Here is a 25,431-nt window from a genome sequence, read left to right as displayed (position 1 = left end):
AGGTCATTTCTTGATTTTAAATAGAACATGTCGGGATACCTCACCAACGAAGATCTTGCAAACATCGACTCAAAAAATAAACTTTTTGAGCACGCCAAAACCCATGGTATCGATACTGATAAATTACAGTTTGAGCTCGATTATGAGCAGCAATTAGAAGCGCTACAGGTAGAGCTTATCAAACTTCAACGCTGGGTACAGCTACAACAGCTAAGGGTGGTCATTATTTTTGAAGGAAGAGATGCAGCCGGCAAAGGTGGTACCATCAAAAGATTTGCAGAGCACCTTAACCCAAGGTCTATGCGTATAGTGGCGCTGCCAAAACCAACAGATCAGGAGCAGGGGCAGTGGTATTTCCGCAGGTATATCAAACAACTGCCCAACGTAGGCGAAATTGTATTTTTTGACCGTAGCTGGTACAACCGGGCAGTGGTAGAGCCGGTCATGGGTTTTTGCACCGATGACCAATACCAGCAGTTTATGCGGCAAGTCAGCGAGTTTGAGCACATGTTGTTTGAAGATGGCCTCTTACTCATCAAACTATGGTTTTCTATCGATAAACAAGAGCAGTCTCGTAGGTTTCAGCGTAGAATGAAGAACCCACTAAAGCAGTGGAAACTAAGCCCTGTCGACCAGAAAGGGCAGGAGTACTGGCACAAGTACACCTATTACAAGGAGCATATGTTTGCCCAAACACATACATCTTTCAGTCCATGGACGATTATAAAATCAAACTCAAAAAAACTTTCCAGCTGGAGAGCATACGATATGTCCTTTCTCAGTTTGAGTACGAAGGCAAATCAGTAACTCGCACGCGTATACTCCCGGATCCTAACATTGTCATGCGTTTTCATCGATCAATCTACAGTGCCAATGGCTACAACTTATAACTTTAGCGAAAAGCAACTGAAAATGCTCTCAAGCACGGAGGGCCTTAAATTATTGGCCCAAAGTCAGCAAATGGAACCGGCTAAGGTGTTGAAAACGTTGCAATACGAGGCCACACTGGAAAAACTACAAATAGAGCTTATTAAGCTGCAAACCTGGGTCATAGAGCAAAATAAACGGATTTGTATTTTGTTTGAGGGGCGTGATTCTGCCGGTAAAGGCGGAGCCATAAGGCGTGTGACGCATCATTTAAATCCACGATATTATAAGGTGATTGCACTGCCAAAACCAACCCGACAGGAAAAAGGGCAATGGTACTTTCAACGATATATCAATAGGCTTCCTAACCCTGGCGAGATCGTACTTTTCGATAGAAGCTGGTACAATCGTGCTGTGGTGGAGCCGGTCAATGGTTTTTGTACGGACGAGGAGTATCAAAATTTTATGAAAGATGTCAACCACTTTGAGTCGATGATTACCAACGATGGCCTGATTTTAATCAAATTTTATTTTTCGATTTCTAAAGCCGAGCAAGCCAAGAGATTTAAAGCCATAAAAGTAAATCCGCTTAAGCGCTGGAAAATGTCACCCGTGGATGAGCAGGCACAAAAGCTGTGGCCAAAGTATACTACATACAAAGAGGCTATGTTTACCCAAACCAACACCAATTATAACCCGTGGATAATTATTAAGGCCAATAAAAAAATGAAGGCCAGGGTAGAGGCCATCAAGCACATTCTAAACCTGGTGCCTTATAAAGAGAATAGTTAATAAACCGCCTTATAATCAATTCTGAATACAATGCCGGTGTATTTACCTTCCACCACGCGTATAGGATTTATATTTCCTGCACCGTCCTGTAAATTGGCGTATAAGCCTTTAGGCTCCATGGCAAAAAGCGAATAAGTGCCGGCTGGCAAGTCAACGGTAAAAGTACCATCTTCATTGCTGGTGATAATCTTAGTAGGCTCCTGGTTAGGGGTTTTGTAAAATTGCCCTTCTTTTTCAAGGTCTTCCGCTTTCAGCACCTCGTAAATATAAATTTCTTTAGCTACAGGTTGGCCTTCATTGCTTTGCCCTGGGCCAGGCATAAAATTGCCTTCGAGCCACAATACCTTGCCTTTTATTCCCTGATCCATTTGTTGGCTTACAGTGGTTTTACATCCGATAAGGAGAGTCAATATAGTTAGGGTCAGGAGTGCTCGCATGGTAGGAAAATCTAATTTGTGGTTTTTATTTTCTTTAAAATTAAGAAAAACTTAGACCATGCTAAAGAAAAAGAAGTTGTCTTAAAGGCATTATGATAATCAATTAAAAATCACGGAGCTCATGCTGAGGTTCTTAAAATATGCTTGCCCTAATTTTAATCGACTACTGTCTTTAAAACAACTTCTCTGGTTGTTGTTATCGGGTTTATGTGTTAGTTGCCTGTACTATTGCGCTCTCTGCGCACGATCGCTTCTCCTTTATATTTCACACTGCTTGCAAATGTTTCTTCAATATCCAGCTCCTGCGATACATTCACCTTAGCTGTAGAGGCAGCATTGGCCTCTATAGTCGCACGCTTTACTTCAAAATCATAAGCATCAAGATGAGAAGCACCATTGATATCGGCTTTTAAATCATTGCCTGCTCCATCGAGATGCAGTTCAGAAGCACCCGTAAGGTCTATGTCAAGCTCATCTACCGAAATGGCGGCTTTCACAAAAGATGCTCCTGAGAGGTTGATACTTGCAAACTCTTCATCAAAACCACTTAAATATAGTTTGGTAGCCCCGGTGATGTCAATATCATTAATCGATGGCATGGTGATCTTGATTTCTACATCTTCACGATCTTTCAGTCTACGTACGATATCTCTCGAATCATAGTCGATGTAAAGTTTGTCGCCATTTTGCTTAATATTTACTTCATCTATCGATCGTTTCTTGCCTTTTACCAACACTCTATATTCATCGGCCTGGGTGATATTTACCACAAAGGCACTGGTTATATCGATGTCTCGGAAATTTCTGAAATTAAACTCCTGATCATAATCACCCAACGATTGCTCGTAATTATCTCTATCGCTTTCACATGTCATGCACTCCAGCCCTTGTGGGGTCATCATCCAGGTGTTATCCGGCATATCCCAAACTCTGTAACCAGCTCTGTGAATCGTGTTGTAGATGATAAACTGCAGGTTGTCGCTCATCATAAATGGTTTGTTGTAAGGGATATACAACGTCATTTCCAATCGCTGCGCCCTGAAGATGGCATCCTCTTTAAACCTTATATTCGAGTCGAAAACCAAGATGGAGTCAGCTTCGAAATCCACATTATAATTTACCATTTGAGCGTTTTCAATGGCATTGAGTCTTGAGCTACCCTGAGCTTCAAATATTTGCTCTAGTCTGTAATCTAGTCCATCATGGCCTCTGAGTCTAAGTTTTGTCACCTTGTAGTCTTCCATGCCAACTTCCCTCATGGTAAGCATGGCAGTGCGGTTGCCAAGATCGTAAGTCTGTGTTACCCTGTGCTCACCGTCTTCTCTAAATTTATAGACGATTCCCGGTACGGTAGCACTAAGCATGATCACACTTATAATAAACAAGGCAAAAAGCGACCAGCCCACAGTTGCATTAAATATGATTCGTTTAGCCACTAGAGATATGCCCAATAAGATCACGATCACACAAGGAACAAATATGGCGAAAAATGCAGCAAGCGTAGTAAAGGCCGGAAATGTATCAGCCATTAGCTCAAAAGGAAAGCCAAGCGTGCTTGTTTCCCAGGCTTGTGTAGAAAGTAGGCCTAAAAATACGCCAAGGCATACCACAAGGCTAAAAATGATACCCAATCCAGCGATTACAAATGCAATACCTATAACTACTCTTATAAATTCTACTAAAAAGAGCAACACTGGCCCTAGCACACGCCCGAGCCCCTTGATGATGGTAGCTATTAATCTAAAAGGGAATAAGAGGATTTTTACGAATATATTCTCTTCACCCTCTTTCACATTCAGGCTCCTTTTTATATTAGATTCTATGTTAGAAAGAGTTACCGGGTCACCCTCCATCTGCACCTTATCAGTAATGGAGCGCGCCTCGGGCAGTACGATCCATAATACGATATATACTACTAAACCGGTACCACCGATAATGGAGGTGAGTATAAAAAGTAACCGAACCACGGCCACATCTATACCAAAGTAAGAAGCCACACCTTTGGCCACACCACCAAGTACTTTGCCTTCCGGGTTTCTAAATAGTTTTTTGGTCTTTCTATCTTCCGAAAGCTCAAAATTGGCAGGGATAACCGCCCAAAGTATGGCGTAAATAACGATTGGTACTCCATAACCCCCAAGTGTAATGATCACAAAAAGTAACCTAACCCAGATCGGGTCTATTTTGAAATAATGGGCGATACCGGCACAAACACCACCTAAAAGCTTCCGCTTCTCATCACGGTAAAGTTTTCTGCTCGAGGTGTCTTTCCAGTGGGTGTCTTCTTCTGTAGATTGCTTTTTGCTGTCTTCCTCTTCCAGTGGGTCTTCCACTGCCTGAAAGTCACGAATGCTACCCATGGTAGTGATAAGTTCTTCTACATCGGCTTCATTTATGACCTGCTTATTTTCATTGAGTTTAGAAAGAAAAATTTCGGCAATTCGTCCTTCAATGTCTGCGATAATTTCGTTGCTATCGTCAAAGCTGGAAAAGTAACTGTTGATGGAGTCGAGATAGTTGCGTAACCTTTCAAACGCATCTTCCTCTATGTGAAAGATTATCCCGCTTATATTTATACTTATATTTTTTTTCATTGTCTTGTTGTTTTGCTTTTGAGAGAAAATTTTTGAACGACTAGGCCTTTTTAGCGATTATTTTTTTTGTTGACTGCACCAGGCCTTTCCAGGTTGAGTCAAGGTTGTCCAAAAACTTTTGACCTTCTTCTGTGAGCGTGTAGTACTTGCGCGGTGGGCCGCTGGAAGATTCTACCCATTTGTACTCTACCAAACCGGCTTTTCGCAATCGGGTGAGTAGGGGGTAAAGTGTACCTTCAACCACCATAATCTTGGCAGAAGTAAGCTCCTCCAGCATATCGGATGCGTACACTTCGCCTCGCGATATGATGTGGAGTATGCAATACTCCAAAATGCCCTTCCGCATTTGTACTTGTGTGTTTTCTAAATTCATATTTTACCTATTTGTGCCACAATAAAATTGAGGCGAGTTTTTAACCTTCAAACAAGTATACGGAAAAGGTACTATGTATGGCCAAGTACTAAGCAAAAAATATTAGCTTGTATTGTATTTTATTGTAATAATTATTTATAAAAGATAAATAGTGATAAAAATAGGTCATATTTTATCAGATCTGAGGCCAAATACTCAAGTCAAGGAAAGCAAAAGTGACAGGTTTCGTTACTTTCGTGGCAAGAATGGTATAAAAGAATGAACCTTTATACCACGGATTTTATTAATGCTTATATTTATACTTTGTAGATTGGCGCCTAACATGCAGAATAAGTATTTTCTAATATTTTTTATAGTCTTAATCCCCTTTGGTACATGGGCTCAGGATAAGACACCAAAGTATAGCAACGAGTTTTTATCGATTGGCGTAGGAGCCAGAGGTCTGGCGATGTCAAATAGTCTTACGGCTGTAGTCGATGATGTTACGGCAGGTTATTGGAATCCGGCCGGTTTGTTAGAGGTGAAAAATGATTACGAATTTTCACTCATGCATGCCGAATACTTTGCGGGTATCGCCAAGTATGATTATGCAGGTTTTGCTGCACCCATAGACTCCATGAGTACTCTTGGTGTGTCAGTCATTCGTTTTGGAGTAGACGACATACCAGATACGCGCTTTTTATATGATGCCAGCGGTGCTATTAATTACGATCGAATTCGTTTTTTCTCGGCAGCCGATTATGCATTCCTGCTTTCTTACGCCAGAAAGATGAGTTTCTTACCGGGCCTTAAAATGGGAGCCAATTTTAAAGTAGTACATCGGGTGGCGGGCAATTTTGCCAGCGCCTGGGGCTTTGGGCTCGATCTGGGTGCTCAATTAGATGTAAAAAGATGGAAGTTTGGCTTGATGGTGCGTGACATCACGGGCACATTTAATGCATGGTCTCACAATACAGAGCTCGTGATAGATGTCTATACACAAACCGGTAACGAAATACCTGAAAACTCTGTGGAGATCACAGTGCCAAAGGCCATACTAGGTGTAGGGCGTTACATTCCTATAAAATCAAACTTTGGTGTGTTGGCCTCGGCAGACCTTACCTTTTCTTTTGATGGTAAGAGAAATGTGTTATTAAAATCAGACTTTGCCTCTTTTGACGCTTCAATGGGTGTTGAGCTCAACTATAAGCAACTTGCTTTTGTGAGGTTTGGGGCAGGTAAAGTAGAAGAAATAAAAGATTTTGACGAATCTACCTATATGACTTTCCAGCCGAATTTTGGTGTTGGGTTTAAGCTTAAGAGTGTAAATATCGATTACGCTCTTACTGATATTGGTGATCAGTCAGAGTCATTGTATTCACATGTATTTTCAATTAAAGCAGCATTGGATAAGAAGTGAGTTTAAGACATTTATATATAGCATTTGCCTTATTATTTGGAGTTTTTGTGGCTAGCGCCCAGGATTACGGTTCCGAGTGGATAGACTATAACAAGACCTATTTTAAAATTAAAGTAGCGCAAGACGGTATCTACCGGATTAGTTATACCGACCTGATCAATGCAGGGTTTCCTGTAGCGTCAGTCAATCCCAGAAGAATACAACTTTTTCACAGAGGGGAGGAGCAAGCTATATTAGTAAATGGTGAATCTGATTTTGTATTTAATACAACCGATTACATCGAGTTTTATGGTCAGCGCAATGATGGCACACTCGATGCCCGCCTCTACGAACCTGAGACTGCTCAGCCCCATCAGTTTTATAATATCTATTCAGACACTACCACCTATTTTTTAACTTTTAACCTTACGGCTGTAAATGGTAAACGCATTGATTCATACAAAGAAAATAATGTAACTGGTCTACCGGCCGAAACCTCGTATAAGGAAGATATTCTATCATTAAATACCACCAGTTACTCACCGGGTACGAGCTTCAATAGTGGTGACGTTACAAAATTCAGCTTTTTTGATGAGGGGGAAGGGTGGACCAGCCCTCAGTTTCAGGAAAATCAGTTTTTAGATAAAACCCTAAACGGTATTACCAATGAAGTGACGAGTGCCGGTACCCCGCGGGTTGAGGTGCTACTCGTAGGTAGAGATAATGTCACTCACTTGGCCGAGATATTTGTTGGGCCATCAACAGGTGCGTTGCGGTCATTGGGCACAGTATCGTTTACCGATTATGAGAGCGAGCTTTTTGCAGCAAACATTACGTGGGCTGATGTGAGTGCTAGCGATAATCTAATTGTAAGAGTTGAGGCCATAGGTACAAGTGGTGGCAACGACCGAATCAGCGTTTCTTATGTGAGGCTTCACTATCCTAGAAACTTCAATGCTTTGTCTTCCAACAGCAGAATATTTAACCTTAATGCGCAACCAGGCAATAAATCGTATATCGAGGTGACGAATGCGCCTGCTGGTCCGAGGCTTTATGATATAACGGATAAAGACAATGTAATCAGTATTGGTTTTAACCAAAGTGGTTCATCTATAGATGCCATTGTGAGAAACACGGCTACTAAAAGAGAGCTGCTACTTTACTCCGACAATGCATTAATCACACCTGTACTTGAGCGGGTAAACTTCAGAGAAATAGACGCTACAGCTCATGATTATGTCATTATTTCTAATAAAATATTGAGAGCTCCTTCAGGTAGCATATCAGACCCAATAGATGAATATGCCAAATACAGGGCTTCTGCAACCGGTGGGGAGTACGACACACTTACGGTCGACATGGGTTTGCTATACGACCAGTACAGCTACGGTGAAGTATCGCCTCTGGCCATCAAAAACTTCACACGCTTTATGGTTGAGCAAGGCGACCCTCAATATTTCTTTTTGATCGGTAAGGGCCTCGACCCATTGTATAATTTTCATAGAAATGCTGCCGGTTTTGTAGAGGTTACTAAGCTGGGTGTCACGAGAAAAGTGAGAGACCTGGTTCCTTCTGCCGGAAATCCGGGGTCAGACATTTCATTTTTATCAGGTCTCAACGGCACTACATACGAGCCGGCCGTGCCCATTGGAAGGCTTCCGGCATTAAACTCAAGTCAGGTAATCGCCTATCTAAATAAAGTGAAAGAAATGGACGATCTACCATTTGATGAGCTTTGGCGCAAAAGATTATTGCATTTAAGTGGTGGCATTTCTGCGTTTGAGCTCACTCAGTTTAAAAACTTTATGGATGGCTTTAAAGCACAGGCCGAAGACAACTTCTTTGGCGGTGACGTTACCACTATATCCAAAGAAACCAATAGCACCGTTGAACTAATCAATGTGGCTGATGAAGTAAACGCAGGACTTAATTTAATTACCTTTTTCGGGCACTCTTCACCTTCGGTAATCGATATCGACATTGGTTTTGTAACAGACCCTGTTTTGGGTTACAACAATACAGGCCGATATCCTATGTTTTTGATTAATGGCTGTAATGCAGGCCAGTTTTTTAATCAGGATATTTTATTTGGAGAAAACTGGATTTTGGCGGCTGACAAAGGAGCCTTAGGGTTTATTGCCCACGCTTCTTTTGGCTTTTCTTCTTCATTAAGAGCCTATACAGATACTTTTTACGAAACGGCTTATGAAGACTCTGTTTTTATAAACAAATCAATAGGTATCATCCATAAAGAGACGGCTCGCAGATTTATGGAAGGCAGATCTGCTACGCCAATCAATATCACTCAGGCGCAACAGATGGTATTGCTGGGAGATCCGGCTGTTAGTTTATTTGGCGCATCATTCCCTGATTTTGAAGTAAACGATGACAATGTTTTTGCAGAGTCATTTGACACAACTCCTATTAATGCTGAGTCTGATAGTTTTAATGTAAATGTGATTGTCAGAAACTTTGGTATAACCAGTAAAGACTCTCTAAAAGTAAATATAACACGCACATTTGCTGATAACTCAACCATCATTTACGATTCTATCTTTAAGTCAGTGCAGTTTAGAGATACGCTCACACTTACCATAGACAACGATGTTAGCGGAAGCTTTGGAAATAACCGATTCGTCATAACACTCGATGCTGATAATGAAATTCAGGAATTAGACGAAACAAATAACACAGCTACTTTTGACTTATTTATTCCTCTCTTTGGTACTAAAAACCTTTTTCCTGTCAACTATGCCATCGTAAATGAAAATCCTGTTACGCTAAGAGCGCAGGCCACTGATCTGTTTAGCGACACGAGGGATTTTCTTTTTGAGATAGATACACTCAAGACTTTTAATAGTGGTTTTAAGAAACAGGCCACCATTTCTGGCAAGGTGCTGGCCACCTGGCAACCTGACTTACTCTCAAAAGATAGCACTGTGTATTATTGGCGCACCAAATTTGCTCAACCACTTGCAGGAGAGAGTGAAGAGTGGTCGCAAAGCTCATTTATTTACATAAACAATGGGCCTGAGGGTTGGTCTCAAACAAAATTTGCCCAGTATGACGATAATGTTTTGCTAGGGCTGGAGAGAAATGCATTTGATAAAACACTGGATTTTGAAGAAACAGAAACGGACTTATCTATAAGAACTTATGGAAGTGCCAATCCTGCCGGTGTAGCCGATATTTCAGTGCAGCTAAACGGTATTGAGTATAATATTGATAACCTCAAAAGATGTCGTGATAATACGATCAATTTCATTGCTTTTGATAAAAACACAACTGTACCGTATGCCGCTATTCCATTTATTTTTCAAGATGTGCGTACCTGTGGTCGTACTCCACAGGTTATCAATAGTTACAGACGCACAGAATTCGAAAACAACAATGACGATCTTATAGACTTTTTCGATGCTATTAATGATGGTGACTCAGTAGTCATGTATTCAATTGGCGATCCGCAGTATTCCCTTTGGTCTGCCACGGTAATCTCAAAATTTGAGGAGATAGGCGTGGCATCTGCCGACATTGCAGCACTTCAGGATGGCGAACCTGTAATATTATTTGGTAGAAAAGGCAATACGCCAGGTACAGCACAATTATTTACCACCTCCGATACTCCGGAAAACGAACAGGAGATTTCTCAGGATGCTGTTATTTCTGGAATTTTCTCTGACGGAGAAATGACCTCTGTTACTATTGGTCCTGCTAGTCAATGGCAAAGTGTGATTACAAATGTCAAAATCTCAGAAACACCTAAAACTGATGATTTTAGCTTCGATATTATCGGCATAGATAATGACGCTAATGAGGTGGATCTATTTACAAACCAAACAGATAAGATTGTTGATATTTCTTCAATTGACGCGCTTCAATACCCATATCTTAGATTGAGATATGAAACCAGCGATGCCGCCAATCTTACCGCAGCGCAGCTGGCCAAATGGCAGGTAATCTATACCGGTGTACCGGAAGGTATCTTGCTGGTAAATGATGACTTTAATCAGGAAGAAAATGTGCCTGAAGGGCAGAAGATTCAATTGCCATTACGCTTTGTTAATATCTCAGACAAGAATTTCTCCGATTCACTGATGGTAAATTATGGTACGTTCAATACAACTTCACGTACATCTGATAAGCTTACCACCAAAATTTTATCACCGCAGATAAACGATACTACGAGTTTTGAGTTGGAGCTAAAAACGCTTGGCAAATCAGGAGCAAATGACCTTAATGTGTTTGTTAACCCTCGGGTTGAAGTAGAGCAATATTATGAAAATAATATTCTGAATATCACCAATTATTTAAATGTTAATAGGGACAATATTAATCCATTGTTAGATGTGGTATTTGATGGAGAACGTATTCTAGACGGAGAGATAGTATCGCCATCACCATTGATTGGCATTACCTTGAAAGAAGAAAACTCTTTCTTACAGAAGAAAGATACCACGGGAGTACGCTTGTTTTTAAAGCAAGTTGAATTAGATGGCCAACCTTGCGATGCCTGTGTTTTCGAGCGCGTATCATTTTCATCACCAAATGTGGAATGGTTTCCGGCTACAGCCGATAGCGATTTTAAAGTAGAGTATAAACCCGATCCGTTGGAGGATGGTATTTACACTCTGAGAGTGGAGGCTGAAGATGAGAGTGGTAATGAAAGCGGCACTGAGCCTTATTCCATAAATTTTGAAGTAGTCAATGAGTCGACTATTACTAATTTTTACCCTTATCCCAATCCATTTTCTACCAGTACAAGGTTTATTTTTACCCTTACTGGGAGTGTAGTACCCGATGAAATTAAAATTCAGATAATGACAGTATCCGGTCGGGTGGTCAGAGAGATTACACAAAATGAATTAGGCCCGATAAGAATCGGTAACAATATCACTGATTTTGCCTGGAATGGTAAAGATGAGTTTGGCGACCAGTTGGCCAATGGGGTTTATATTTATCGTGTGCTGGTTCAGTCAAACGGTCAGGCTATCGATAGTAGAGAGACCTCGGCTGATAAAGCCTTTAAAAAGGGATATGGCAAATTATACCTTTTGAGGTAAGGCTTTCGTAAAAGTGTATGTAACTAAAATTCCCCCAAACAGGGTGAATTTAGAATAAGTGTTACATTTCCATTTTATTATGCACTTTTCAACCTACATAAAGACATTTTTGAGCCTGAGTATGCTCTGTCTTTGCCACTTCACTGTGGCACAATCCTACAATTTTATCAAGTATGATATTAGCGATGGTCTGGTGCATGATAAAGTCCTTGACATTACAGAAGACCATTTTGGCAATCTTTGGATAGCTACATTACAAGGCGGCCTTTCAAGATTTAATGGCCTGGAATTTGAAAATTTTACCATCAGAGACGGGTTAGGCAGCAATTTCGTACGCGATATTATGGTTGATAAGCATGGTAACGTATGGGCGGCCACAGCCAGCGGCCTTTCTATGTACAATGGCCAGGTATTTGAAAATTATACCATCGATACGGCCGAAGAAAACAACAATTCAATAAGCGTGATCGCAGAGGGCGATAACTGTATTTGGTTTGCAATGCCCAAAGGAGGAGTAGGTAGGTTTGACCTGTCTACCAAAAACATTACCAGTTACGAACTGGACGGCAAAATGAAAAATGATAAAGTCATCTGCATAAAAGTAGATGAAAAAGGAGCTGTTTGGGTGATTTCGGTAGTTAATGGCTTGTTTAAATTAGAAAACAATGCATTCGTAAATGTGATCCAAAACGCTGACTTTAAGGGCTATTTGCTTTCGATTTATACTGATGCATCAGGTATATTGTGGCTTGGGTCAAATAAAGGCCTTCTTCGCTACGATCCTGATAAGCCAAATGTAATTAATGATTTTTTTGATCCCCTCAAGGGCCTCTTTATAAAATCAGCCGCAGTAAAAGACTCAAGTAATTTTTGGGCACTATCAGCCTTTGGGCTAGTGAGAGTAGAAAATGGTGTATTTAAGCCCCTTTCAAAAACTGAAGGTCTTACAGAAACAAAAATAAATACAGTGTATTGCGATCGGGAAGGTACGGTTTGGGCTGGCACCGATGGTGAAGGTATTTACAAACTGGTAAATGAGACATTTATCCACTTTGGGGCTGGTCATGGTTTAAATGGAAAACCTGTAACTGCTATAGCCAGGGATTTTAATAATAGGTATTACATCGGCACACACGGTGGTGGTGTAGATGTTTATGATGGCAACAAGTTTTCTAACCTGGGCATGGCCGAAGGGTTGAGTAATACCTATATATCTTGTGCCATTACTGATAAACAGGGTAATGTTTGGTTTGGCACAAGAGGTTCTGGTTTAATCAAATACGATGGTGAGACTTTTGCCTTTTATGATAAAGACGATGGCCTCATTTTCAACACAGTGAGGTGTATGTATAATGATAGCCAAAATAACCTGTGGGTAGGCACACCCAACGGACTAAGCAAATATGATGGCCGATCGTTCGAAAATTACACCATAGACAACGGCCTGCATGATAACACTATCTGGAATTTTCAGGAGCTATATCCTGGCAAGGTGATGGTAGTCACACGCGAGGGTATTAGTTATTTTGTAGAGGGAAGAGAGCCAGAGTTATTTCGGGAAGACAACATTTTCGACAAGAGAATAAACATGGTGGTTGAGGATGAAAAAGGAAACTACTGGATAGGATATAGTGGCCATGGTGTACTGAAATATAATAAGTATAGTGGTTTGGCAACCAAAATTACAACCGAGAAGGGGTTGACATCTGATTTGATCTACAACCTTATCTTCGATGAAGATGGAAACTTGCTTGTTGGCAGCGAAAGAGGCATTGACAAGATTTATCTCGATGAAGACAAGCAGATACTGCGTATAAAGAGTTTTACAGAAATCGAAGGTTTCAAAGGACTTCAGACTATCCCCAATGCATTTTATAAAGAATATGATGGTAATATATGGTTTGGCTCTAGCGAAGGCATATTTAAATACCAACCAGGGAAGGAAACTAAAAATACCACGGAGCCGATCACCTATATCTCCGGGTTGAAATTATTTTATAACGAGGTCGACTGGTCTAGTTATTCAGATAGTTTGAGTAGTTGGTTTACACTACCTCACAATCTAAAATTGCCATATAATAAAAACAGCCTGGTTGTTGAGTATTTTGGCAGCAGTCATATAAACCCTCAGGAAGTAAAATACCAGTTTAGGCTCAAAGGCTTTGAAACTGACTGGTCACCACCAACCAAAAAATCAGAAGCAGTATATACCAACTTGCCACCAGGCGATTATACTTTTGAAGTGAAGGCTTCTAATAGTGATGGGGTTTGGAATGAGCAAGCGGCTCAGTTTTCGTTTCTTATTGTACCACCATTTTGGCAGGAAGCATGGTTTTTTGCCGTAATGGTACTGATTTTTCTTATTGCTATAAAATTATTCAACGACTATCGCATTAAAGCCAATCTCAATAAAGTATTAACCATTGAGCGTATACGGGCAGAAGAGTTAGTAAAGGTGAGAAAGCGTATGGCTCGGGATTTTCACGACAATATGGGAAATCAGCTTGCAAGTATTACAGTATTTGCCAATCTCATAAACATGAAGTTGAAAGATAAATCAAGTGAGGTTGATGAATTGCTTCAAAATATTGAAAAGCATACCAAATCACTTTTTAACGGGACAAAGGATTTTATTTGGTCTATCGACCCTGAGAGCGATGATATCGAAGAAATTTTCACCTATATCAAAGACTTTGGAGAAGAATTATATGGCAATGTGCCCATTGATTTTTACTCTGAGGTGATTGGTATACAGGGAAAGCATACCTCTGTGCCGTCAGGTTATAGCAGGCATATTGTCTTGATTTTTAAAGAAGCAATGACAAATGCCCTAAAGCACTCGAAAGCCACTGAGGTATATTTTGGTTTGAACCTGAAAGGACGCGAATTCGTAATAGAACTTAACGACAATGGCGAGGGCATATCTAGCGAAAAGCTCAGAAAAGGCAATGGGTTTAAGAATATGCGATCCAGAGCCAGCCAAATAAATTGCAATATACAAGTAGAGAGCAACCCTAAACCAGGGGGCACCAGAGTGACACTTTACGGTGTAATAGAATCAGATCAGACTTCACGTAAAATGAAGATTTTTTAAAAACTAAATGAAATAAGGATGAATTACTTTAGATCCAGGGTAGTAATCGTTGAAGACAACGATGCTGTACGCGAAGGCTTTTCTTTAATAATCAATAGTGTAAGTAAATACTATGTGGTAAACGGCTATGATAATGCCGAAGATGCCATTAAGAATCTCAAAAAGGATAAACCGGAGATTATACTCATGGACCTTGAATTGCCTGGTATGAATGGTATAGACGCCATCGCAGCGATTAAAAAAATGAATCCGAATATAGATCTGATTGTAAATACGATTTACGAAAATAGTGAGTTGGTTTTTCAGGCACTATGCGCAGGTGCTGCAGGCTATATTACCAAAAACACAAGCCATTCTGAGCTGCTAGATGCGATTGATGAGGTGATCAATGGAGGAGCACCAATGAGTAGCAAAATTGCAAAAATGGTGGTGAGTTCTTTTCAGAAAAATCCTAATTCACCACTATCTAATAGAGAAACGGAAGTGCTGGAGCTACTGTCACAGGGCAAGAGTTATAGTATGATTGCTCAGGAACTTTTCATCACAAAAGAAACTGCCAAATCTCATATAAAAAACATTTACTCTAAGCTGCAAGTCAATAGTAAATCTGAAGCTATAGCAAAAGCTACAAAGGAGAAATTGATCTAAAGGGGGTGCCTTTGCCCCAAATCCGATTGTTTAAGTGATACAAGCCCCCCAAAAAATCATGCTTTTTGGGGGGTTTTTGCTGCCCGCCATATGTAGACCTTTGAAATAAGGCCTAAACTATATTTTTATCGGGTATTTCGCTAGCCAACCCTTAGTGGAAATTGCTCGGTACTATGCCGTTTTGCCGAAATCTAATTTTCACTTAAATAATCAAATATGAAGAAGTATTTACTTTTGAGTTTCATGTTGATGTTCGCATTTGCATTTAGCGAATCGTGGGCTCAAGAAAGGACGGTCTCCGGAAAGGTCACCTCAGCTGAGGATGGGTCAACTCTACCGGGTGTCAACGTTGTGTTAAAGGGAACTACCACAGGTACAGTTACCGATATTGATGGTAATTATAGACTGAGTGTTCCAAATGATGACGGTGTGCTGATTTTCTCTTTTATCGGTTTGGCCTCTCAGGAGATACCAATTGGTAATAGAGCGGTTATTGATGTGGCCATGGCTTCTGACGTAACACAGCTTACAGAGGTGGTGGTAACAGCACAGGGTATCGAGCGTCAAACAAAAGCATTGGGCTACTCTGTGGCAAATGTGGAGTCTGACCAGGTACAGCAGATTTCAGAGCCTGATGCGGTACGTTCACTGCAGGGAAAAATACCAGGGGTACAAATCCAGGGTTCCAGTTCTGTACCAGGCGCCTCTACAAGGATTACAATCAGAGGTAACTCATCTGCCTTAGGTAACAACTTACCACTGTTCGTAGTAGATGGTATTCCTTTCGATGCCGGCCAGAGCTCCACGGCAAGTCAATTGGCTAATGGGGCGGCTTATTCTAATAGAATTTCTGACCTTGATCCAAACTCCATTGCTTCAATTACAGTACTAAAAGGAGGTGCAGCTGCGGCTCTTTATGGTTCCAGGGCAGCTAATGGTGTGGTATTAATTACAACCAAAGGTGGGTCAGGTAAAGCATCTAGGAAAGGATTAGAAATATCGCTTACCTCTTCTTACTCTTTTGAGCGCGTGGCTAATCTGCCCGACTATCAGAATACTTACGGAGCTGGGTCAGATGGTGATTATGGAAACGTAAACGGATCTTGGGGTCCTAAATTTTCTGATCTCGATAGTATTCCTCACTGGTATGGAGGCCCTAACGGACTTCCAAATGCATTTCCTCAGTTTTCTACTTTCGATTCTGCCGGAAACGTGACAGGTGCTATCAATATTCCTTACCGCGCCTACCCAAATAATGTTGAAGATTTCTTCGACACAGGGCATGTACTTGAGAATAGCATTGCAATTAATAGTGGAGGAGAAAAAGGAAACATGAGCCTTGTTGTATCTCGTACAGATCAGGCAGGTTTTATACCTACTACTGAGTTTGACAGGACAACAATAAGCCTTGGAGGAAGATCCATTTTAGACAATGGTTTGATAGCGGGAGGTAATTTTTCCTACACACAAACCAACCAGGTAGGGCCGCCACTTTCGGGTAATGCAGTTGGAGCTACGTCAGTAACATCACGTTTGCTTTGGCTTAATAGAGCGTGGCCAATCAATGATTTTGATTTATTACCATTTACCGACCCAACTACCGGTGGTAATGCTTTCCCTGTAAATGCAGATAACCCTTACTGGACTTTGGAAAATAGTAAGTTTACAAGTGAAGTACACCGTTTTGTGGGTAATGTAAACTTCTCATACGATTTTACAGATTGGCTTACTGCCAGCTACAAAGTTGGTGTAAACCAATATACAGACGATAGATTTCAGGTCGTTGGTGCAGGTTCTGTAGGTAGAAATGGTATTGGAGAGATTATCAATGACAGATATTTCTGGCAGGAAATCGAATCTAACTTTTTACTTACTATTTCTAAAGACCTCACTGATGATATAGACCTTACAGCTACTATTGGTCAAAACTTCAACCAAAGAAGGTTTGATAACCGTACCATTACAGGTACAAGCATAGTTTCCAGAGGGATCACCAACCTGAGTAATACAGCTAACCTGGTAAGTCCGGGAGACCTGGGAGATAGCAAGCGAAGACTAATAGGGGTATTTGGAGATATCTCGCTAGGTTATAAAGACTTTTTGTACTTAAACCTAACAGGTAGAAATGACTGGTCGTCAACATTGCCTGAAGATAATAGAAGCTTCTTTTATCCGGCAGTGAGTTCTTCCTTCATCTTCACTGATGCTTTTGACATTGGTGGAAATGTACTCACTTTTGGTAAAGTAAGAGCAGGCTGGTCTAAGGTAGGTAATGATGCCGCACCTTACAGTATAGATCCAATATTCGTTACGAATCCGACATTGGGTAATAACTCGAATGGTCTGGCATTTCCGCTAAACACGGCTACAGCAAACAACGTATCTGCAGCCAGCCAGGGTAATGTGCTTGGTAACCCTGAGTTGACACCAGAGTTTACTGAGGAAATCGAACTAGGTACTTCACTTCAGTTTTTCAACAACCGACTGGGGTTAGATTTCACTTACTATGATAGAAAAACTACAGATCAGATCATATCTGTGACAGTTCCTTCAGAGTCCGGCTTTACGAGCCAGGTGACAAATGTTGGGGAAATCACTAACGAAGGGGTAGAAATAGGTCTTGATATTACTCCGGTTTCTTTAAATAACAGTTTCAGATGGAATATCTACGGAAACTTCACACACAACAAAAATGAAGTAGTAGATATCGGAGACAATGAGCAGTTGGTGATAGCTGCAGGTTTTGGAGACCCTAGAGTAGTACTTGTACCGGGTGAAGAATATGGTGTTTTACAAGGTTCTTACAATGCCAGAGATGACGAAGGCAACTTACTGATAGATCCAAATACTGGTAATAAGATTCAGGCCAATGATACGCGTATTGTAGGTAACCCTAACCCAGATTTCATATTTGCTGTAACAAATACATTCAGCTACAAAGGCCTCAAGCTTAGAGTGCTTTTTGATTGGAAAGAGGGAGGCGATTTATTTTCTCAAACAGTAGCTACACTACTTTCCAGAGGTGTAACTAAAGATACCGAAGACAGAGATGCATCTGTAGTACTTCCGGGTGTTTTTGGAGATGCTAATACCGGAGAACCACTTAGAGATGCTGAAGGCAACAAAACTGTAAATAATATTCAGATAAATACTAACCGCCTGTATTTCGATAATTACGGCTTTGGTGGTACTGCTGAAGATAATGTTTATGACGGTACCGTGTACCGATTGAGAGAAATCTCATTGTCATACTCATTACCGGATAAGCTCCTGCAATCATTGCCTTTTGGCTCGGTAGAAGTTTCAATATCTGGTCGTAACCTATGGTTTTTTGCACCAGGCTTTCCTGAGCATACAAACTTTGATCCTGAGACCAACACATTTGGCTCAACAAACGCACAAGGTTTTGAGCAGAGAACATATATTCCTTCAACCAGAAGGTATGGTGTCAATCTAAAAGTTACACTTTAAACAACTAGAGAAATGAAGAAATATAAGATACATATACTCACACTGTTGATAACCTTTTTAGGGTTTTCTTGTGAAGATGGGCTTGATATCAATCAAGACCCGAGTAACCCACTTGATGCTCCGTTGAGTCAAATATTACCAGCAGGGCAGGCAAGTGTTGGGTTTAGAATGTCTCAGATTACAGGTGGTCCTAACAATGCCGCTTCTGTCTTTGCACATCAGATGGTAAACTTTAGAGTTGACCAGTATACCATGACTGGTAATTCATTTACCAACGATTGGAATTTCTTGTACTCAAATGGTTTAAGAGACCTTGAGGCGGTAATTGAGAAAGGTACTGAATCTGAAGCTTGGCACTATGTAGGTGTAGCCCAGGTGCTAAAATCTTTTGCCTTTGGTGTGATGGTAGATATTTGGGGAGATGTACCGTACTTTGATGCACTTCAGGGAAGTGGTAATTTTAGCCCTGCTTACGATGGCGGACAGGCTATTTATCAAGACCTGTTTGTGGTATTAGATGAAGCAATTGCCAACCTGCAAAAGGAGTCATCGTTGTCTCCGGCAGGTGATGATGTAATTTACAATGGCAATCTTACCAGATGGATTGAATTGGCAAATTCTATAAAACTTAAGCTGTATCTCAATGCAAGGTTAACCTCTCTTTATGACCAAAATGCTGTAAATCAAATCATTGCTTCTGGTGACTATATACAAAGTAATGCAAATGATTTTCAGTTTAATTACGGCACGAGTCAAGCCCCTCAAAATCAAAACCCTGCTTTTCAGACTAATTATGCCGCTGCAAGTAGAGAGATGTTTATCAGTCCATTCTTTTATCAGAGGATGAAGGGGCTGAATGATCCCCGTATGAATTATTACTGGTTTAACCAGATACCAGAGGGAGGAAATGCTCAAAATCCTACGGATTTTCAAGATGAGACTTCAGATGGCTTATTTGTTTCGACTCGATTTGGTGCAGTAGGCCCAAATGCAAATTTTGCTCAGCAAAACTCACAGAGCTTGCTAGGGCTTTACCCCGCAGGAGGATCTTATAATGATGGAAATGGTGGTACCGCCAATGCAACAAGTGCTCCAGGTAATGCGCCACAGAGGCTACTTACTAACTATGCCATGAAATTCATATTGGCAGAGCTTGTTTTGGAAGAAGGAGCCAATGGTGACGACAGGCAACTATTTGCCGATGGTATTCAGGCAGCTTTTGATAAGGTAAATGATGTGGTTGGTATTGTAGGTAGCGGAGCTCCTACTATAGATCAGGCCACTATTACAGACTATATAAATGCCAGATTGGCTGAGTATGATGCCGCAGATAATAGAGGTAAACTCGAAATAATTTTACAGCAAAAGGCTATCGCCAATTTTGGTTGGGGCATAGACAGCTATAATGATATAAGAAGAACAGGTTTGCCGGAGATTTATGATCCTAATGCTGATGGCGATGTAAATACAACCAGTAGCAGGAGTTATGCATTAAGTTTTACATATGTAGATACGCAGTTGGATGCGAATCCTAATGCACCTTCTCAGCGCCTACCGGCAACAGATAATGTTTTTTGGGATGTTAACTAAAATGATACTATAATGAAAACATATAATATAAAGTTCTTTTTATTCATACTAGGCCTTACGGTTTTAGCAGCATGCGAAACTGACTATGAAAGTCCGCTAGAAGAGTTTGATAGGGGAGCCACTGTAAAAGCGATTCTTGACCCTGAGCATTCTTCCATAAACTTGCTTGGCGATGTGTCCACGGCTACTGTAGAGTTTGAAATTGTGCCGTTTGACGAAAATGGTCAAAATGCTGATTTAATTGAGAGCCTTGAGATTTCGGTACAGTTTCTTCCAGCAGATACTGCCGGAGGTAAGAGACAGACCGATGAAATTCTAGTATCTACAGAAACTACCTTTAATAAAACTGTAGTTTATGAAGTACCTGATTTAGTAGATCTTATTCCGGGCCTTACAACAACTAATTTAGGTCCTAGCGATGTGTTCAGATTTAGTTTTAATGTGATCACTTCAGATGGTAGAGAGTTTGGGCCTTCCAACACGGCATCACAGATATGTGGTACGGCAGGCTCTAATGGTACTTGTACGTTTGATGTGCCAGTTACCTGTCCTTCTGATAATGAATCTTTTGCGGGTGAATATTCCAGTGTAATTACAGCAAGTAATTTCGGTGGCTTCGTAGGAAGTACTAACCCTAGTGTGACCATAGCCTTTGCCGGACCGGAGGAGTTTAGATACAGTATATCTGACATCACTTCTTTAGCCTATGTGCCATTTGGAGGTACTGCCTATGCTACAGACTTTGTAGATATCTGCGGTACACCTTCATTTACAACTGTTCAGACTTTTGGAGCCACTTCAGATACAGGTGGAGGTACCTGGGACCCTGAAAACGGGGTGCTTACATTCAATGCTTTTGAAGCAAATAATGGCCTCACATGGACCGTAGTGTTAACTAAAAAATAATGAGACAAATGAAAAATCTAGCATATTTAATACTTATGGTCTTGTTTGTCGCAGTGGCCTGTGACGATGAGGATTTCACGCCACCACAAAACTTTTTAGATTCACCGTCATTCATTGCTACAGCTTCAACTGATAGTGCCGATGGTGGTGATGTGGTTACTATTGACGTGAGAGTTTCTGATGCACCTGCGGGTGTAGATAGTATTGCAGTAAGCACTACTAACAGTTTAGGGGATGTTACTATCAACAGCGGTAGTATCATTGGTCAGACGGAAGGAGATTTCGATGTGGTTGTAGAACTTCCTTTGATTTATGAAGGCCCTTTTGCTATCACTGTTGAAGTATACGATGATCAATTTAATGTACGAGAGAATGAGCCGGCCAGAAAGTCCTTCACTCAAACACTCACAGTGGAATTAGATTACAAATTTGCGGCACCTTCTTTTACAGTAGATTTAGAAGACGATCAGTTATCTGCAGGTGATAGTACTGACATTACTATTACTATAAACGATGTCCCTGGTGGTGGAATTGAGAGAGTGACTGCATCTGCAGGAGGAGGTACTGTAAATCTTGATCAGGCATCTATCGATGCAGTTTTAGGTGAGTCTTCCGGGGTTGTAACCGGGAAATACATTGCCAATGCAGATCCTACAGAAACCGGAGAAGTTGATGTGACTGTAACTATCGGTGATGTAACACAACAGAGATCAGCCTCCGCTAGTGCATCTGTGCTTGTAATTTGTGCATCTGAAGGCAATATTGCTGGCACTTATAGCTCGTATGCTAGTGGTTCAATAGGTAACGGCACGGAGTATGAAGCGATTTCAACAGTGATTACTATTACACAAATCAACGAAGGTCAATATATGGTGAATGATTTATCATTTGGAGTATACCCTCAGATTTATGCTGATTCACCAGTATCAGGAACAATTAATGTTTGTGGTAACAAAATTAGTGACTTTAATGTAGTTGATGGCTTTGGCGACCCTTTTACTATTACTGGTATGACCGCAGACCCTGATGTTATCAATGGAGTGATTAAGATCGAATGGTCCAATACTTTCGGAGATAATGGAACGGTAGAATTAGAATTGCAATAATTAAAATCAAATGAAAAGCAAAAGCTGTCGCAATTACTGCGACAGCTTTTTTTAGACTTTAATTCATGGAGAGGTAATACTCAACGATCTTTATCAAATCATCAATGTCTTTAAAATTTAGCTTATTAGACGAGGCGAAGGTTTCTACTAGTGGGTATTGATTACCAAATAACTCTTGATTCTTTTTTAGCTTACCATTTACCTTAAAAAGTACGCCATCCTTCAAGGCATAAATCTGTGCCTTTTTGAGAATCTTCTTGTTTTTACTGCCCATATCTACAGCAGGTACGTAGGTAGGCTCTTTAATTTCGATATAATGGTGTTTTAGCACCTCAACCTCTTTATCTAAAAGTACTTCAACTATCCCTGTAGGTAATTTACCTTTTGACTGAAGCTGATCGGTGTTAATAAATTGACGGTTGCCATTAGAGTCTGTTATGCTTAATTCAGCGAGGAGAGAAAAGTTACAGACTTTGACCTCGGCTTTCGTCTGTATTTCTACAAGTTTATGCTTTAGGTCAATTCTGGCTTGGTAGTTTTTAAGCATCTGACCTGATTTGAGAATTATCTCTGCCTGCTTCCAATCCTCAAAAAGGTAGACATGGCCTTCTGTTTTGGGTGGAGGTAATGGCAATTCATCAATAACACCACCAGGATTTACATTTTGGTCTATTATGCTTACCTCTCCACTTTGAGCAAAAAGGCCGTGAGAGCAAAAAAATATAAGGGAAATAGATAAACTTTTTTTCATTTTATTATTAGTTGTTTTGACTAATAATAAAAGTACTTCAATTTTCTATTTCCCTTATTTAGGGGGATGTTTGGCTAAAACCTATCCGGTGTCTGGATTACCTTGAGTACGATCTCATGAGGGTCACCATCATTGTCAAGTAAGTAAAATTTTACCAACGGATTATCTTCTTTTATCCTGTTTTCAATCTTTATGATCTCATTATCAGGTAGTTTTTTCTGAATGTCATCTTTCAGGTCTTCCAGCGACTGTGCAAATGCTACTTCAAGGTCGCTAGGGTTGTATTTCGAGGTTTTCATAGTCCGTTAGTTTCTTAAATAATACGGAATTTAGATATCCTTCATCTAAATTCAAAAAGTCTACCATCTGATTAATGCCGAAGCCCAGGTAAATCCGCTACCAAAGGCCGCCAGGCAAACCAAATCGCCATCTTTTATTTTTCCTTCTGCCCAGGCTTCGCTGAGAGCGATAGGTATTGAACCGGCTGTGGTATTTCCATATCGCATAATGTTATTGTAAACTTTATCGTCAGCCAATTCCAGCTTTTGCTGGATGTAATTGCTAATTCTCAAATTGGCCTGATGCGGCACGAGTAGGTCGATATCCTCCTTCTTCATATTGTTGGCATCGAGCGCCTCTTGGATTACTTCCATAAAACGCACAACAGCATGTTTAAATACCAGGTTGCCATTCATATGCACCTTAAACCCTGAAGTATCTAAAATTTGGTCAGGTTGTCTTTCTTCATTTGAGCGGCTACCACCGGGATCTTTCACATAAAGTTCTTCAGCAAATCTTCCGTCTGAGTGTAAGTGTGTACTTAAAATGCCTTCGCTTTCTCTAGGTTGTAAAACAGCAGCTCCGGCCCCGTCACCAAAGATTACTGCTGTGCCCCTACCTTTATCAGTCAGGTCTAGCGCAGAAGACTGTATCTCAGCACCAATAACCAGCACATTTTTGTACATACCGGTCTTTATAAATTGATCAGCAGTAGAAAGGGCATAAATAAAGCCAGAACAAGCGTTCTTTATGTCCATAGCCGGGATGCTCTCAAGACCAAGCTCACGTTGTAATAAAACACCAGACCCTGGGAAGTAATAGTCTGAAGTAATAGTAGCGAAAACAATAAAGTCGATGTCTTTCACATCTACCCCTGCACGCTCCATCGCCATACGGCTGGCTTTTGCAGCCATATTGGCTACGGTATCTTTCTCCGGATCGATAAATCTTCTTTCATGAATGCCCGTTCGCTCAACAATCCATTCATTATTGGTATCTATAATTTTAGAAAGGTCATCGTTTGTTACAACTCGCTCAGGCACGTAATGTCCAACCCCCGCTATCCGTGTATGCTTCATAAAATGAAAATTGGTAAAATCAAATATAGTTAATTAAACTAACATTAGTTAGGGTGCAAAATTATGCCTAATTTGATGTAAACCAATATGATAAACATGATTAATACGATTCTTTATTTACTGATGGCGTTGCAAATGTCTGTGACTGATGAGATTAGACAGACAAACAAACAGATGGAGGAAGCTTTTAACGCAGGAGATTTAAAGAAAGTAGCTTCTTTTTATGCCGATGATGCTGTACTCCTCAATGCAGATGGTAAGGCAGTGACTGGTAGAAAAAACATAGATGATTACTGGATGAAAGTTAAAAACCCGGTCACCTGGGAGCTTGAAGTCATAGAGGTAAGTCAGGATGAAAAGCACATTTACGAAAACCCTTACTATAAAAGCTTGAAAAACAAACCGCTAGACTGGCGTGTACATGGTTTTGAATTTGATGATCGAGAAAACCTTGTGTATCAACTAGGTCATAGTACACTCAAAACAAAGCGTGATGACGGAGTAAAATCAAGTGAAGTAGATTTTATACTGATCTGGCAAGCGACTGATGAAGGGTATAAAATTTTGCTGGATACTTACTCATGGTAACGTTAGAGCCTATCATTGGTGTAGATAATGTAAGACAAAGTGCAATTTGGTATGAGAAGCTGTTAAGCTTAAAACCTACTCATGGAGGAGATGCTTTCGAGATTCTTAAAAATACAGCAGGTGATACGGTTCTATGTCTGCACAAATGGGGTGAACATGATCACCCCACACTTACCAACCCTAAACCAGTTGCCGGCAATGGCCTCATCTTATATTTTAAAGTGGCACAAGTAGATGCGATCTATGAAAAAGCCATGGCTTTGAAGGCATCTATCAAAATAACGCTTCATCAAAACCCAAATTCCCATTTAAGAGAGTTTTCCCTGGAAGATCCTGATGGTTACTACCTTACCATTAGCAGTACAGAGTAGGCAGACCTTTTTGCTCTGAAGCGATTTCATAATTTTTCTCAAGCCGG

General features: G+C 40.6%; 18 protein-coding genes. 12 read left to right on the top strand and 6 right to left on the bottom strand.

From position 1 onward, the window contains the following. The first annotated feature begins 27 nt into the window (after positions 1-27). Positions 28-807, top strand: coding sequence for a polyphosphate kinase 2 (ppk2, locus tag E1176_RS19300; RefSeq protein WP_246206176.1), 780 nt, complete (start codon positions 28-30; stop codon positions 805-807). Positions 808-873: 66 nt separating this feature from the next. Continuing rightward, positions 874-1,659, top strand: a complete 786-nt coding sequence (gene ppk2, locus E1176_RS19295; RefSeq protein WP_155212689.1) for a polyphosphate kinase 2 — start codon at positions 874-876, stop codon at positions 1,657-1,659. Here ppk2 (E1176_RS19295) and E1176_RS19290 read toward each other — a convergent pair. The 3 genes from E1176_RS19290 to E1176_RS19280 form a co-directional block, all read right to left on the bottom strand. Continuing rightward, positions 1,656-2,096 (bottom strand): carboxypeptidase regulatory-like domain-containing protein, encoded by a 441-nt coding sequence (locus E1176_RS19290; RefSeq protein ID WP_155212688.1) that lies wholly within the window; start codon positions 2,094-2,096, stop codon positions 1,656-1,658. The genes ppk2 (E1176_RS19295) and E1176_RS19290 overlap by 4 nt on opposite strands. Positions 2,097-2,308: 212 nt before the next feature. Next, a complete protein-coding gene (locus E1176_RS19285) occupies positions 2,309-4,690 on the bottom strand; it encodes a PspC domain-containing protein (RefSeq protein ID WP_155212687.1) in 2,382 nt (793 codons plus the stop codon). A 40-nt stretch (positions 4,691-4,730) separates the two neighbouring features. Further along, positions 4,731-5,063, bottom strand: a complete 333-nt coding sequence (locus E1176_RS19280) for a PadR family transcriptional regulator (protein ID WP_155212686.1) — start codon at positions 5,061-5,063, stop codon at positions 4,731-4,733. A 322-nt stretch (positions 5,064-5,385) separates the two neighbouring features. Between E1176_RS19280 and E1176_RS19275 the strand changes: the two genes are divergently transcribed. The 8 genes from E1176_RS19275 to E1176_RS19240 all read left to right on the top strand — a co-directional run bounded on the left by E1176_RS19275 (position 5,386) and on the right by E1176_RS19240 (position 22,316). Then, on the top strand, positions 5,386-6,462 hold the full coding sequence (locus tag E1176_RS19275; protein WP_155212685.1) for a putative type IX sorting system protein PorV2: 1,077 nt from the start codon (positions 5,386-5,388) through the stop codon (positions 6,460-6,462). Next, positions 6,459-11,501, top strand: a complete 5,043-nt coding sequence (porU2, locus tag E1176_RS19270) for a putative type IX secretion system sortase PorU2 (protein ID WP_155212684.1) — start codon at positions 6,459-6,461, stop codon at positions 11,499-11,501. The genes E1176_RS19275 and porU2 overlap by 4 nt, the downstream gene beginning before the upstream one ends. Positions 11,502-11,646: 145 nt before the next feature. Beyond that, positions 11,647-14,595 carry a two-component regulator propeller domain-containing protein gene (locus tag E1176_RS19265; protein WP_185152890.1) on the top strand — a complete coding sequence of 983 codons (2,949 nt, stop codon included), beginning with the start codon at positions 11,647-11,649 and terminating at the stop codon, positions 14,593-14,595. A gap of 18 nt (positions 14,596-14,613) precedes the next feature. Further along, positions 14,614-15,243, top strand: coding sequence for a response regulator transcription factor (locus E1176_RS19260; RefSeq protein WP_155212682.1), 630 nt, complete (start codon positions 14,614-14,616; stop codon positions 15,241-15,243). 216 nt (positions 15,244-15,459) lie between these two features. Next, entirely contained in the window at positions 15,460-18,714 is a 3,255-nt protein-coding gene (locus E1176_RS19255; RefSeq protein ID WP_155212681.1) for a SusC/RagA family TonB-linked outer membrane protein, read from the top strand. A gap of 12 nt (positions 18,715-18,726) precedes the next feature. Further along, positions 18,727-20,304, top strand: coding sequence for a SusD/RagB family nutrient-binding outer membrane lipoprotein (locus E1176_RS19250; RefSeq protein ID WP_155212680.1), 1,578 nt, complete (start codon positions 18,727-18,729; stop codon positions 20,302-20,304). Between the two features lie 12 nt (positions 20,305-20,316). After that, positions 20,317-21,210: a hypothetical protein gene (locus tag E1176_RS19245; protein WP_155212679.1), complete on the top strand. Its 894-nt coding sequence runs from the start codon at positions 20,317-20,319 to the stop codon at positions 21,208-21,210. 8 nt (positions 21,211-21,218) lie between these two features. After that, positions 21,219-22,316: a hypothetical protein gene (locus tag E1176_RS19240; RefSeq protein ID WP_155212678.1), complete on the top strand. Its 1,098-nt coding sequence runs from the start codon at positions 21,219-21,221 to the stop codon at positions 22,314-22,316. 58 nt (positions 22,317-22,374) lie between these two features. On the opposite strand, the gene E1176_RS19235 is transcribed toward E1176_RS19240, so the two are convergent. From E1176_RS19235 to E1176_RS19225, 3 genes are all read right to left on the bottom strand, one after another. Continuing rightward, the gene (locus E1176_RS19235; RefSeq protein ID WP_155212677.1) at positions 22,375-23,067 is read right to left on the bottom strand and encodes a hypothetical protein; all 693 of its coding nucleotides are present in this window, start codon (positions 23,065-23,067) and stop codon (positions 22,375-22,377) included. Positions 23,068-23,141: 74 nt separating this feature from the next. After that, positions 23,142-23,366: a hypothetical protein gene (locus E1176_RS19230; RefSeq protein ID WP_155212676.1), complete on the bottom strand. Its 225-nt coding sequence runs from the start codon at positions 23,364-23,366 to the stop codon at positions 23,142-23,144. A gap of 60 nt (positions 23,367-23,426) precedes the next feature. Further along, positions 23,427-24,425, bottom strand: coding sequence for a beta-ketoacyl-ACP synthase III (locus tag E1176_RS19225; RefSeq protein ID WP_155212675.1), 999 nt, complete (start codon positions 24,423-24,425; stop codon positions 23,427-23,429). Between the two features lie 96 nt (positions 24,426-24,521). Between E1176_RS19225 and E1176_RS19220 the strand changes: the two genes are divergently transcribed. Next, on the top strand, positions 24,522-25,013 hold the full coding sequence (locus E1176_RS19220) for a nuclear transport factor 2 family protein (protein ID WP_185152889.1): 492 nt from the start codon (positions 24,522-24,524) through the stop codon (positions 25,011-25,013). Next, entirely contained in the window at positions 25,007-25,384 is a 378-nt protein-coding gene (locus tag E1176_RS19215; protein ID WP_155212673.1) for a VOC family protein, read from the top strand. The genes E1176_RS19220 and E1176_RS19215 overlap by 7 nt, the downstream gene beginning before the upstream one ends. Positions 25,385-25,431: the final 47 nt, after the last annotated feature.

This window comes from Fulvivirga aurantia (genome assembly GCF_009711475.1).
GTDB classification, from domain to species: Bacteria; Bacteroidota; Bacteroidia; order Cytophagales; family Cyclobacteriaceae; genus Fulvivirga; species Fulvivirga aurantia.
Note: the sequence above shows the minus strand (reverse complement) of the source record. Positions and strands in the feature narration are given on the sequence as shown.

What these genes read in the sequence shown, in the direction of transcription:
- ppk2 (WP_246206176.1), top strand. Translation starts at nt 28, where the DNA reads ATGTCGGGATACCTCACCAACGAAGATCTTGCAAACATCGACTCAAAA.
- ppk2 (WP_155212689.1), top strand. Translation starts at nt 874, where the DNA reads ATGGCTACAACTTATAACTTTAGCGAAAAGCAACTGAAAATGCTCTCA.
- E1176_RS19290 (WP_155212688.1), bottom strand. Translation starts at nt 2,096, where the DNA reads ATGCGAGCACTCCTGACCCTAACTATATTGACTCTCCTTATCGGATGT.
- E1176_RS19285 (WP_155212687.1), bottom strand. Translation starts at nt 4,690, where the DNA reads ATGAAAAAAAATATAAGTATAAATATAAGCGGGATAATCTTTCACATA.
- E1176_RS19280 (WP_155212686.1), bottom strand. Translation starts at nt 5,063, where the DNA reads ATGAATTTAGAAAACACACAAGTACAAATGCGGAAGGGCATTTTGGAG.
- E1176_RS19275 (WP_155212685.1), top strand. Translation starts at nt 5,386, where the DNA reads ATGCAGAATAAGTATTTTCTAATATTTTTTATAGTCTTAATCCCCTTT.
- E1176_RS19260 (WP_155212682.1), top strand. Translation starts at nt 14,614, where the DNA reads ATGAATTACTTTAGATCCAGGGTAGTAATCGTTGAAGACAACGATGCT.
- E1176_RS19255 (WP_155212681.1), top strand. Translation starts at nt 15,460, where the DNA reads ATGAAGAAGTATTTACTTTTGAGTTTCATGTTGATGTTCGCATTTGCA.
- E1176_RS19250 (WP_155212680.1), top strand. Translation starts at nt 18,727, where the DNA reads ATGAAGAAATATAAGATACATATACTCACACTGTTGATAACCTTTTTA.
- E1176_RS19245 (WP_155212679.1), top strand. Translation starts at nt 20,317, where the DNA reads ATGAAAACATATAATATAAAGTTCTTTTTATTCATACTAGGCCTTACG.
- E1176_RS19240 (WP_155212678.1), top strand. Translation starts at nt 21,219, where the DNA reads ATGAAAAATCTAGCATATTTAATACTTATGGTCTTGTTTGTCGCAGTG.
- E1176_RS19235 (WP_155212677.1), bottom strand. Translation starts at nt 23,067, where the DNA reads ATGAAAAAAAGTTTATCTATTTCCCTTATATTTTTTTGCTCTCACGGC.
- E1176_RS19230 (WP_155212676.1), bottom strand. Translation starts at nt 23,366, where the DNA reads ATGAAAACCTCGAAATACAACCCTAGCGACCTTGAAGTAGCATTTGCA.
- E1176_RS19225 (WP_155212675.1), bottom strand. Translation starts at nt 24,425, where the DNA reads ATGAAGCATACACGGATAGCGGGGGTTGGACATTACGTGCCTGAGCGA.
- E1176_RS19220 (WP_185152889.1), top strand. Translation starts at nt 24,522, where the DNA reads ATGATTAATACGATTCTTTATTTACTGATGGCGTTGCAAATGTCTGTG.
- E1176_RS19215 (WP_155212673.1), top strand. Translation starts at nt 25,007, where the DNA reads ATGGTAACGTTAGAGCCTATCATTGGTGTAGATAATGTAAGACAAAGT.